Origin of the sequence: Sphaerisporangium album (assembly GCF_003323745.1) — a bacterium.
GTDB lineage: Bacteria > Actinomycetota > Actinomycetes > Streptosporangiales > Streptosporangiaceae > Sphaerisporangium > Sphaerisporangium album.
This window is the reverse complement of sequence record NZ_QOIL01000039.1, coordinates 1-11,714: the sequence shown is the minus strand read 5'-3', so window position 1 is coordinate 11,714 and position 11,714 is coordinate 1. Positions and strand designations below refer to the sequence as shown.

The following is an 11,714-nucleotide window of genomic DNA, read 5'->3' as shown; positions in this document are numbered from 1 at the left end:
GGTTCACGAGGATCAGGCATCTGCGCACACCGGCTCGTACGCACGGCAGGGGAGGAAGCCGCCATCTTTCAGTCGAGGTGCTGGCTTGCCTGGAGCCGCGCCAGCGGGAGGTACTTGATCTCGGGGGGCTGGGACACCCGCGTCCACATCGGCGCCCGGGAGGTCGGCCTGGCCCACAGCGGCGCCAGCGCCCTCAGCTCCGCCCAGGCGGATGGCTGCCCAAACCCCGCACCACCAGCACCGGGACACCCAAGCGAGTCAGCCACGAGGTGAACATCAGCCCCAGCGTGTCCTTCTTGACGTACAGCGCGTGCTCCTGGCCCCCGGTGCGGTCCAGCGGAACCACTCCGGCGCCTGCTGCAGGAGCGCTCCCGCGTCCGGCCAGGCGGGAGAAACGTGCACCTCGCGCAGTTGTCGATCAGGTCCGGGAAGCGGCCCTCCCGCCGCGCCTGCGCCAGCCGGGACGACAGCCGGCGATACTTCGGCGGCGTGTTGTCCAGCACGCCGTCGCTGAGCAGTACGTAGAACAGCTGCCGGCGGGAGACGCGAAGGTGGTCGCGGTAGCGATCGAGGACGTCGTCGACCGCGGCGAGCACACGCAGGGGTTGTCGCCCCCTTTTGTCATCCCTTTTGGGAGCTGACCTCCTCTTGGCATGGGATTGTGATCAGTGTGCTCGCCTCTCTCGGCTGCCCGGCTTGCCTGGCCCCCTCCGGCCACGAGTGCCGTCGTCGCGACGGCCGCCCACGCCCGCCGCACCTTCACCGCGTAGCGCTGAACGTGGCCACCGCCCTGCTGACGTGGATCACCGAACGGTTCGTCACCGCCGACGTCGCCAGCAATCTGCTGCTGTTGATCGAGACCGAACACACCCTCCCGCCGCACCGCGACACCTCTGCGACCAGCGGCCTCGGCGATGACGGCGACGACCGCCGCCCAGCGCCTGAGTGGGAAGACCAGATGCTGCTGCTCGCCGCCCGTCTGCAAATCAACATCGAGGAAATCCTGGCCACCCTCGACGGTCGCAGCCTCAGCTTGACCAGCGAGCGCGACCAGGCAAGCGCCTACTACACCACACTGATCCACCTCCGCCGCGCCATCGAACTGCTCCCCCAGGACGAGCATGACTCGGCCGAGCCACCCTCCCTCCGCCACCTCCAGCTCCAACGAGATCGCGCCCTCAACGCGGAGCTGACCGCGCGCGCCCGCCAGCGCGATGAGCTCGCCCAGCACCAGCAGAACCCGCACCTGCCACCCGCGCCCTGGCAGATCACCCGTTATCACCCCAACGGGGTCTTCGAGGCCCGCCTGCAGGACAACAACGGGCGGCTCGGTCCCCGCTACGGTGGCTGGGCTCCGGCGCCCGATGCCGTACCCGCTCTGCTGCGCGCCTGGAGCGTGCCCGCCTCTCGTCCCATCGAGGTGACCTGGCAAAGCCCGAAACCGGCGACGCCCACCTGGCTCCTGCCCTACGGCGGCAGCTTGCTCAGCCACCGCGGCGATGACCCGGACTGTCGGCTCGACGCCCACGACGCCCACGACGCACTCGAGGGGCTATGGCACGACTATCTCGACCAGCACCGGGCCCGCTTCGCGACCTATATGCGCCAGGTGCAGCAGGCCTGGCCGGGCCAGACCTCCGTGGCCGACTTCCTGGAGCGGCGCACCGCCGAGCTCAACGCCTCCCAGCCGCCCGCGCCACACCTCGACCAGCTCCTCCGATCCACCTACGATCATGTTCACGACATCGGCCCGGACTCCTCCAACCTGGTCGGGCTGGGTACCACAGTCACCTGCGGATGGATCGACCCGGCTGCCATCGCCAGCGCGGGCCAGCGAACGTGGAACAACTTCGCCAGCCATCGGCCCGGCACTGTGCCCGCCATGCTCACGGCACTGTTGGGCTCCTCGGTGGAGGAAGCACTGAAGGTCTGGAGCCTGGCTGAGGATCCGGTCCGCGTCCACCGTATCCCCGGGCCCGCCGGGCCGCTCTACACGCTGGGTGAAAACGGCGCCCACCGGCTGACCACCGCCCGCCTGGCCGGCCTGCCGGGCATCTGGGCGACCATCGAGCAATCGGCGCTCCCCATGCGGGTGCGGCCTGCCCAGGTCCACGTCCGCAACAAGGACGCCGCCCGGCTGCTGGCCTGCTGGCGCGGCCTGCTGGCCCGCGGCCTCGTCACAGGCCGTCTGGAGGAAGACTCCCACCTTCCCGCCGTGAGCACCCTGCACCTGGACGCGGCCGCCGCGATCTGGCTCCTGGCCACCCCCCGGCAGGCCTGCGCCTGGGCGGCCACCTACAGCCGCGCCTACCCCGGGGCACTGGCCACTCTGGGCATCACTCCCGAGGTCTACACCGATGCACGCGCCTGGACCACCTGGCTGGCCACCGACGACTGAGACGCTCAGGCACGGCAGCGACATCGGGGCGAGCGCGGCGGCACAGCTGGCGGCGGCGTTTGCGGACGCTCACCGCGAGCACCCGGCCATGAAACCGCCCACACTCCTCCCTCCCCATTACGCTCGGGCCCTTCTTGCCCTATCCCGGGGCGGCAATCCGTGGCCACGCCAGTGCATTCGCTGCGGGGCGTCGTTGAAGAGCGGGCCAGCGGCCTGACCGGCCGCGCCGCCCAGGCCGCCCGCCACCTCCTTTCCCCGGCCCTGCCCAGCTCGGCGACGCGGTGGCTTCCACGCCGCGCTCGGCCGAGCGCGTGACGACACCGATCGCGGCCCCCGCGACAGCGACCAGAGCTGGACGGCGTTCGTCACCCCGCGCAGTTGCAGCACCGGTCGCGCAAAACTCGGTTTGCCACTTGTTCAAGACATCCGGCGGCCGCTACGGTGTCGGTGGCGCCGCTGCGGTGCCCGACCCCACCCCGGCCGACATCCGCTCCCACGCGGCGGCGGCCACCGCAGGTGGACAAGAGGTCTCAGATCGGCACGCAGCCAGCAACAACCGAGTTTCCGCCGTCATGACCTATGCCCGCGGCGGGTGCGTGGGGCCTGCCGGACACGGAGCAGTCATGACCAGCAAGCAGGAGAGCGCCGCGCGGCGCCTCGCCCGCGCCACCGGCCAGAGTTATACCCGGATGCGGAACCTCACCGCTCACCGGCATCCCGCCCCTGACCTGTCCACCCTGGCGGACCTGCCCTACGCGTGCGGCCGCCCGGTCGAACTGGAGCTCGCCGCCGTCCTCGTCGGGGCGTGCCGGGCCGGGTGCCGTCCGTGCCAGGACGTTTTCGTGCCCGGCCTCTGCCGGCATCTGCCCACCGTCGCGGCGCTCTCCGGCGCGGTGTACGGGCTGTGGCCGGTCCCGATCTCCCGCAGTCCGGCCGCGCTGGCCTGGTATCCCCTGGTCCGCCAGGCCCGGGAGAGCGGCGACGGCAGCGCGGCGCTGGCCGCGCTGGAGGGCATGAGCACCGAGCAGGTCGCCGACGTGCTGGACGGCGCGCTCGACCACTGGGCCGCCGGCGGCGCCGACGTCCAGATCGTCTCGCTGGATCCGGAGGCGGCCGCGGCCGGGGAAGACACCGGCTCCCCGCCCGCGGCAGGGCCGCCGGCCTACGACCTGTTTCCCGGCATGGTGAACACCAGCGCCGGGCCGCTGCCCATCCTGATCCTGGAGCCGCGGAAGCCCGGCATCGGAGTCGGCGACCTCGAAACCCGGTGCGGATGGGCGCGCTGGGACATGTCCGTCGTCCCCGACCCCGACCCGGCGTGGCGGGTGCGGCTGGGCATCGCCACCCGGACCCTGGACGCCGTGGTGCACATCGACGACGAGGGATGGGACGACATCGTCCTGGGGGAGGCGGCCGAGCACCCCGCGCTGCCCGGCGACTGGTGGGACCTGGTCGACCAGGTGCAGCACGTCCTGCTGTGCGGCCCGGGCGTCGCCGTCGACAGCCACGCCACGCCCGCCGCGGCGCTGGCGGCGGCGGCCGCCGCCGGTCCCCTGGCGGCCGTGACCGCGAGGGTGAGGTTCTGGTGACCCGGCAGCACAGGGAGCAGGCCTCCACCGACCCGGAACGTACCGAGCATCTGCGGGCGGGACAGCGCATCACACTGGATGAGCTGGCGGTGCACCTGGACGCCGTCGCGGTGCTGCTGCGCCAGCTCGCCGTCGCGGCCGAGACACCGGCGGTGCCGATCGAGCTGGGGGACAACCTCTGCGAGCGGCTGGATTCGATGGCCAAGGACCTGGAGGTCCTCGGCCGGGACGTCGGGCGGGCCGACACGATCATCACCGAGTTCCAGCCGCTGCGGCCGTTCATGCCGGACCGGGCGCCCTGGGGTGTTCGCGCGCACGGCTCCGACCGCGACAAGTGGGGCAAGCGGCTGTCCACGGTGTTGTCGCTGCGCCAGATCCTGGCGCAGGCCGCCGAGGACCTGCGCTGGCGCGACGAGGAGCCCGGCATCCCCTACCTGGCCGGTTTGGACGGTCTTCCCGGCCTGGAGGAGTGGGAGTCGGTGCGGGCCGCGCGCCGCCGCGCCGCCGCGCGCGAGGCTGCGATCCAGGCCGAAGCGCGCCAGCAGCGGTGCTCCACATGCAGGGCGATGGCGGGCACCTATTGCCGCACGAAGAACGGCCACCTCGCCGGGACCTTCCACAAGCCGCGCCTCGCCGCCGCGACGAAGACCGTCGACGAGCGGATAGCAGAAGGGGAAGCTCCGTGACCGCCTCCTGCCGGAGCGGCGCGGCAGGCGAACAGGCGGGCGGCAGGCTGGCCGCGGCCGCGATCCTGCGGATGATGGCCGCGGGGGTCCTGGATGGGCGGCACCCGGCCGCGGTCCTGGAGTCCGCCGACGACGGAACCCGGGCGGCCCTGGCGCTGCTGCGCGATTTCCTCCTGGTCGCCGACACGCGGCGCGAACTCGTCCCCGTCGTGGCTCATCTGGGCCGGGGCGCCGCCGCGGCGCTCGCGGCCATCTACGACGAGGACCGCGCCGCGGTGAGCGCGTGGCTGGACGGCCAGGCCCGCATCGCCGTGGACCACGCCGAGTCCTGGCAGGGCCTGGGCCGTCCGATCCCGCTGGTGATCGACCTTGTCGCCACCGCGGCCGCCGAATTGTGGGACGAGGCGGCGGCCGGCCAGACGCCCGGCCGTCTGGCCGCGCAACTCAACGCGTGGATCCGCCCCGACCACCTCCAACAGGATCGGTACGAGCTGCTGCTGTGCCTGGGCCACTACACCGCCGACCTCACGGCCCACGCGATGAGGTATGAAGCGGACCCGTTGTACGCCTATCTGGACGCCGTCGCGGCGCGGGACATCGGCCACGGCACGTAGTAGCAGCCCGGCCGCGCGGAGGTCAGGGATCCCGCGTTCGGCTGATGCGCAGTCCTGCGGCTGTGTACCCTGGCGCGGACCTGATCAGGTTCGCCCTGAATGTCATGCGCCCACCCCGGGCCGTGGTTCCCATCAGCGCGAGGGCCGGCAACCCGCACGGGTGCCGGCTCCTCGTACGTCGACGGGATCTCCCGCGGGGGCGGCGGCTGCCCGGCGGAAAACAGGTGCCGACCCTCAGCGCGAGGTGCGTAGTATGCGCCCCGTGTACGAATTCGGGAACAACGAGCAGACCGCCGGACGCGCCCGCGCGTTGGGCGTGCAACTGGTCAAGGCTGCCGACGAGGTGATCACTTCCGGCGGCATCGTGGTGGACCAGGACAAGGAGCACCTGTTCTACCTGCTGTACGGCTGGTGGCGGATGGTCAACCGGTCGGCGGCCGCGCTGTGGCTGCTGGACGACGCGGGCTATACGGTCGAGTCGGCGCCCATCGTCCGCAACATCCTGGAGCACACCTACTCGATGGTGTGGCTGCACGACGCGGGGGACCCGGCCCTCACCGTCGTGGAGGTCGCGGCCCAGGAGTACCGGCAGAAGCTGCTCGCCAACATGCGGCGGACGAACTGGAGAATCGTCCGGGACGCGGACATCGAGATACTGCCGCCGGTCGGGGTCCCCGCGGAAGGCGACCCGGACCACGCGATCCACGTGAAGCTTTCCGGGGAGTTCCGCATGTTCGACACCCTGGTCGTCGCCTACGACCGCGGCGACGTCTACCCGGTGTACCGCTACCTGTGCAGCCTCTCTCACGCCACCGCGTTCACCGCGAACGCCTACCTGGAGAGGGACGGCGAGAACATCTCCGCGCGCGGCGTGGCCGCCCGGGCCGGGTACGCCGACGTCATCTGGACCACGGTGTCGCTCACCCAGGCGGGCGTGATCATGAGCCCGCTGATCGGCGGCGATCCGCTGAAGCGCCTGCTGAACCGGGCGGCCGCCGACCTCGGCGTGGAGGCGCCCTCGTTCCTGCGCGACCAGCGGCGCGCGCCCCTGCCGGCGACCGCCTAGCGGGGCGGCTAGTCCGAAAATCGAGTCGTTCGTGGGCAGGCGGCAGCGAACCTCGGCCGGGTAGGACCGGTCGGGGTAAGCCTGGCGGTACCGGTCAGGCGGCTGGCTCGAGGGTGACGCGGTAGCCGAGGGCTTCGAGCCGTCGTACGTGGTTGCGCTTCTTGCGGTCGGGCTGGATGCGGGTGTCGTAGAAGTCGGCCCCCAGATCGTGGAAGCCGGTGTCGGGGTCGGACAGCAGGTGCCACACGATGATCAGGATGGAGCGGCCGACATCGACGAGGGCCTCTTCTTGCCCCGCCGGCGGGCGATGCGCCGGTAGCGCTCGCCAAGGAAGGTCGGGGTCTTGCTGGCGGCCACGGCCGCCTCGCCCAGCGCTCGCCTCTTTGATCATCCGCGAGGCTTCCTCCGGCAGCCTCGCCAGTCCAGAAGCCACCACCTTGGCACCACCGCGCACAGCCGCCGCCCGCCTAGCACCGCCCGCCGGACATCAGCCGCCGGCGTTCACGCATTTCCCCGCATTCCGCAGGTGGTGACTGCCACCCTGTCGGTGGGACACCCTCTGGAGGAGAACGACCGATGAGCGCCCCACCCGCGCAGCCCGCCACCGAGCGGTTGAAGATTCTGGATCGGGCGCTGGCCCGGTTCTCCAGCGACTCGCTGCTGACGCTGCTGCGCGCCGCGCTCGACTCACCCGGCTGCGCGCGTTTCCACGACCACCTGCTGCTGACGTGGACCCGCGTGCTGCGCCGCCCGCGCCGCCCGGGTCCGGCCGCCTCGGCTGGTGACCTGCCCGCCGTGCTGGCCGCCGCGCGGCGGGCGGCGCCCGGCCGCGGGGTGATGACCGAGGGGGAGCCGAACGATGTGCGCGCCGGAGTCCGCGTCGGCCTAGCGGGGGAGTGGTGGCTGGTGCATCCGGGTGAGCTGGACCACCCGCTGGTGTTCCTGCGCGCTGTGCAGGCCACCGCGCGCGCCGTCGACGACGAACAGGCGGATTTCACTCTCACCGAGGTCCTGGAGCTGGTGCTGCGTCACACTCACCACACCGTGGCGGCTCTCGCGCCCGCCTGGCCCACCGCTGCCGGGGAGGAGCCCGAGGGAGAGATCGCGTGCACGGTGACCGACGCCGAGGTCACCGCAGCCGGTGCGCTCGGTCTAGATCACCTCACCGCACCGGGCCCGTATCGCGAACGTGCCGCCAAAGCCCTGGGGTACCTGACAGCCGACATCCGGAGATTGCCGTTGCGCTACACCCCGGGGAGGCCGTTGCTCGGGGCGGTCTTGCTCGTGGTCGCGCACGGCCGGCGTGTGCCAGTGCCGGCCTCGGTGGCGCTGAACAGCCTCGCGGCCGCCGCCGCCCATCTCCTGGCCGCCGAAGTGCCCGACCCGGACGCCGAGATGCGCCTTCGGTTGCACACCATCGAGCGCGTCGCGCAGCTCCTGGATCTGACCCAGGTGCCGGTGCGACCCGAGCCAGTGTGCCGGATCCAATCGATCTCGCACCGCCTGGAGTACGCCGTGGTGGCCGCATTCACCCACGACGGACTGTCCGCCCTCCTGGAGCAGGCGCGTACCGACCTCTCCCAGAACGCCGCGCCCGGCGCCGGACGGCTGGTCATCTACGGCGGCCCGCGGGTCCTGGGACCCGAGGTGGTCACCGACACCCTTTACCTGCACGTTGAAGAGTTCGCCGAGATCCTCGCGGACGCCGGCGGTGACCTGGCCACTGTCGCCTGGTGGGTCCTGGAGATGACCGAGCATCCCGAAGTCGAGGCGGTCGCCTACGACGACGTGTTCGACGCCTGGGCGCTCTGGCACCGAGAGGGGATGCTGCTGCCGCCGGGCCCACCGGCCGAAGGCGTCGCCCTGGTCCCCTCGTACGGGCGCGACGTGTCCTGGGACCGGGCCGCCGCCTGGGCCCGCATCGACGACGTGCTCGCCGACGCCGGGCTGCCGCCGTCCCTGGCCTGGCGCACCGCCCGCCTTGAGGTCCCGGAGAAGGGCGCCGGGCAGTGGGTCGAGTTGTTCTTGCCCGGCGACGCCGCCGGCCCGCTGCTCGCGCGCGTCAGCACCGTACCTCCGCTCGTCATCCTGACCACCGCCCTGCCTGATGAGCGGGCGCTTCTGGACGCGGCGACGCTTGCCGCGCTCGCCGATGGCATCCGCGCCACCGTGGCCGGTCACCCGGCGCTGGTGGCGCACTTCACCCTCCCCGACCGCGCGGCCTGGCTGCTGCACCTGACCGAGACCCTCGAAGCCCACCAGCCCCCACCAGCCGCCGGCGCCGAAGACGACGCATCGGATGAAGTGCTGCCGCTCCTCGTCAGCATGGACCCCGACCATGCCCGGATCAGCATCAAGTTGGATCCGGCGTTCCTGGCCCGGTTCACCGACGACGGCCACCAAATTCTCGGCCGGTTGCTGCACCACTGCGCCGCCCAGATCCGCCAGGCACGCGGCGCCGATGCGCCGACCACAGTTGAAGCGTTCACTGCGGCGTGGAACGCGGCCGCCCCGGTGCTGACCTTGCACGCCGCCGACGGCTACCAGCCCGCCCCCGCCCCGCCGCAGGCTGTGCACCGGTCCCGGCACGTCCACGCCCGAGCGCTGCGCACCGCGGCCGCCGCAGTCCGCCGCGCCCGCGTCCCGGTAGGCGTCTTCACCGGCTCGGACGCGGTGCGCCAGGGCGGGCCCGCCGAGCGGCTGCTCACCGCGCTGGAGCAGGAGTTCGCCGAGCAGGTGCGCGCGCACCACCCTGAGCTGACCACCGTGCTGGCGCGCCAGCTCAACGCCGCGCTGTCGGTGCGGACCCGCGGCCGCCAGGAAGCCCTCGTGAATCTCGCCGCAGCAGGCACCAAGGTGTGGGCCATCGAGGCCCAGCGGCGGGAAGCCGATGGATCGGTAATGACCAACGCCCTGCAACACCTTCTGCAGCAGGCGATCGCGAGCCCGCCTGCCGGCCGGAAGCCCGCCGATGTGCTGGCCGTCGCCGAACTCCTCGCGCTCGCCGAACTCGTGCTGCGCACCGGTCTGACCGCGGTCACCGGCAGCCGCCGCCTGCATGACCTTCACCTCGAAGTCCACGACACCGGTGTGTTCACCCTCACCGACACCCCCGACCCTTCAGGTGCCCCCGACTCTGGCGTCGCGGATCAGGCTGCGCCGGGCCACCTGGGCTTTGACCACGACGCCTACCGCCACGCCCAGCAGCAGCGTTGGATCAGCCGGGCCCGCGCCGCCGTCCCCACCCCGCTGACCCCGGACGCGCTGTTCGCGCTCCACCGGCGCGTCCCGGTGCCGTTCACGCCCCTCAACCCGCCACCCGGCAGCCACCTGGCCCGGGCCGACCAGGTCCTGCACCAGCAATGGGATTGCGGCCTGGACGCGCTGGCCGCCGTCCTGGCCACCGCCGTCGACTGGCCCACCGGCCCGGACGGCACCGCCATCACCACCCACACCGCGCTCGCCGCGGAGGCCGCCGCCTGGTCACTCCTGCCCGAAGCCGACCTGCGCGCCGCCATCAGCCGCCTGTTGCTGGACGCGGGCAACGCCGCTAGCGACCGCGCCCACGCCTACACCGAAGTGGAACGCCGCACGCGGTTGACCACGCACCCGCTGATTGCTCAGGACGGCCGGATCCTGCTGCTGCCCTGGCTTATCCACACCGCCCAGCAGGTGTACGGCGGCTACCTGGCCGACGCGCGCCTGCCCCGCCCGGACATGCCGCCCAAGGCCGCCCAGCACCTGGACCGGCACCGCCAGCAGCACAACGACCAACTCGAACACGACCTGAAAACCATCGCCGAACGGGCCGATCTGCCGCACCGCTCCCGCTTGGAGGTCGGGCCCGCCGCCCAACTCGGCATTCCCGGCTTGCCGGGCGAGATCGATCTGCTGGTCGCCGACGAGCGCCGGCAGCGGCTGTGGGTGATCGAGGCCAAGAACCCGCACGGCGCGATCGCCCCGCACAACCTCGCCCAGCACCTGCACCGGTTCTCCGCCTACCGCACAAAACTCCTGGCCAAGACCACGGTGATCACCGCCCACTCGGGCCGGGCCGCCGTCGCCTGCGGCGTCGTCTCCGCCGACCGCACCTGGCGGGTGATACCTCTGATCGTCACCCGCGTCCTGGACCCGGCCGCCTTCACCGCCGACCCGGCGGTCCCGTTCACCACCGCCGACCAACTAGCGCAAACCCTGACCGCTGACGCCGACCCCCGCCCGGGATGGAACGCGGTGCCCGCTGCCGAACAGTGAGCCAGGCCAAGCACCGACCAACCCTGCCAACCCGCCTGCCCGGCCGCCGAGGTCATCCGGAGCGTGGCCCCCTTTTCCGGGCGCACTACGACTGGTCCTGCTGGCCGGGCGCAGCAGCAGCGACCGCCACAGCCACAAGCACGTGCCCGTCGTCCGTCCGCGACCGCGAGGGCGCAGACGCCGTCCCACACCGCGATGTAGTCCACTTGGCTGTGCCGGCCGCCGATCCTGGAGTCGTGATGCACCCCGGCCCGGCCGGGAGCGAAAAGCACACGCATGGGCGTTCCTCAGCCTTCCACCGGCAGGGTGTTCAATAGGGCGGTGATCGCCTGGGCGCCTTCGGCCTTCCGGGTGTGATCGGTGGGCTGCCAGGTGATCTCGATTCGCAGGGCGCGCCCCTTCTGCGCGCTGATCCACAGCACCCCGAGTTGCAGGCCTCGGTTGAGCCTCACCTCGTAGGAGGCACGGCGCGGGGTCTCGGCCACGGGGAGGGTGAACCGTCACGACCCAGTCCCGCGAGGATCCCCTTGGCGGTGCGGTTCGGGTTGTAGGGCATGGCAGGCCTTTCTGTGATGGTTGGGCACGAGGCGGCGACACCGCGGCCTCGTTCATGAGGAGCGACAGCGCATGTCAGCCGAAGTGGACAGTGATAGTCCTCGGCGGCCTGCTGTTGTCGCTGAGCTTTGACCGTGGCGCCGCGCGCTCAAGGCGGTTCGCCGAGAGGACGGCTTCGGCCGGTGTAGGCAAGCAAAGTGCGGGCTGCCAGGCCGCTGGCCCTCCGGCTCCCCTACCGGTCACCGGCACGCGGGGGAGCGCGGCCTGCGGCATGCCTGGATCCTGGTATGGGTAGAGAAACGTGCACGTCATAAGCCATGGCAGGGCCGTTCCCCCGGACGGTGACGGGGGAGGTCGTGCACGTTCGGGGGATGGTCGAGCCGATGCTCGCACGGGCGGTGGACGAGATACCCCCCGCCCCACATGGCCGGTTGCTGTTCGAACCGAAGTGGGACGGCTTTCGCGCCATCGCGCTGGTGGACGACCACGGCGCGGTGCAGCTGCGATCTCGGCGCGGGGCCAGGTTCGGCCACGCCTTCCCCGAAGTCGTGC

10 protein-coding genes are annotated in these 11,714 nt (G+C 71.9%); 7 read left to right on the top strand and 3 right to left on the bottom strand.

The genetic code is table 11. The features are described from left to right. Window positions 1-68 precede the first annotated feature (68 nt). On the bottom strand, window positions 69-266 hold the full coding sequence (locus DQ384_RS40740; RefSeq protein ID WP_147269084.1) for a hypothetical protein: 198 nt from the start codon (window positions 264-266) through the stop codon (window positions 69-71). 404 nt (window positions 267-670) lie between these two features. On the opposite strand from DQ384_RS40740, the gene DQ384_RS39390 reads away from it, so the two are divergent. From DQ384_RS39390 to DQ384_RS39370, 5 genes are all read left to right on the top strand, one after another. Beyond that, the gene (locus tag DQ384_RS39390; protein ID WP_147269083.1) at window positions 671-2,398 is read left to right on the top strand and encodes a hypothetical protein; all 1,728 of its coding nucleotides are present in this window, start codon (window positions 671-673) and stop codon (window positions 2,396-2,398) included. Between the two features lie 623 nt (window positions 2,399-3,021). Next, window positions 3,022-3,987, top strand: a complete 966-nt coding sequence (locus tag DQ384_RS39385; RefSeq protein ID WP_114033995.1) for a hypothetical protein — start codon at window positions 3,022-3,024, stop codon at window positions 3,985-3,987. Next, a complete protein-coding gene (locus tag DQ384_RS39380) occupies window positions 3,984-4,673 on the top strand; it encodes a hypothetical protein (protein WP_114033994.1) in 690 nt (229 codons plus the stop codon). The genes DQ384_RS39385 and DQ384_RS39380 overlap by 4 nt, the downstream gene beginning before the upstream one ends. Beyond that, the gene (locus DQ384_RS39375; RefSeq protein ID WP_114033993.1) at window positions 4,670-5,287 is read left to right on the top strand and encodes a hypothetical protein; all 618 of its coding nucleotides are present in this window, start codon (window positions 4,670-4,672) and stop codon (window positions 5,285-5,287) included. Before DQ384_RS39380 ends, DQ384_RS39375 begins: the two co-directional genes overlap by 4 nt. Before the next feature lie 262 nt (window positions 5,288-5,549). Continuing rightward, window positions 5,550-6,353, top strand: coding sequence for a hypothetical protein (locus tag DQ384_RS39370; RefSeq protein ID WP_147269082.1), 804 nt, complete (start codon window positions 5,550-5,552; stop codon window positions 6,351-6,353). A gap of 94 nt (window positions 6,354-6,447) precedes the next feature. On the opposite strand, the gene DQ384_RS41955 is transcribed toward DQ384_RS39370, so the two are convergent. Then, window positions 6,448-6,600 carry a hypothetical protein gene (locus DQ384_RS41955; protein ID WP_181871684.1) on the bottom strand — a complete coding sequence of 51 codons (153 nt, stop codon included), beginning with the start codon at window positions 6,598-6,600 and terminating at the stop codon, window positions 6,448-6,450. 329 nt (window positions 6,601-6,929) lie between these two features. On the opposite strand from DQ384_RS41955, the gene DQ384_RS39360 reads away from it, so the two are divergent. Next, on the top strand, window positions 6,930-10,607 hold the full coding sequence (locus DQ384_RS39360) for a hypothetical protein (protein ID WP_114033991.1): 3,678 nt from the start codon (window positions 6,930-6,932) through the stop codon (window positions 10,605-10,607). Window positions 10,608-10,894: 287 nt separating this feature from the next. Here the strand turns inward: DQ384_RS39360 and DQ384_RS39355 are convergent, their stop codons facing one another. Next, on the bottom strand, window positions 10,895-11,092 hold the full coding sequence (locus DQ384_RS39355; protein ID WP_114033990.1) for a hypothetical protein: 198 nt from the start codon (window positions 11,090-11,092) through the stop codon (window positions 10,895-10,897). 441 nt (window positions 11,093-11,533) lie between these two features. On the opposite strand from DQ384_RS39355, the gene DQ384_RS39350 reads away from it, so the two are divergent. Next, window positions 11,534-11,714 (top strand): ATP-dependent DNA ligase (locus DQ384_RS39350; RefSeq protein ID WP_484378273.1); only part of this gene is annotated, 181 nt, incomplete at its 3' end.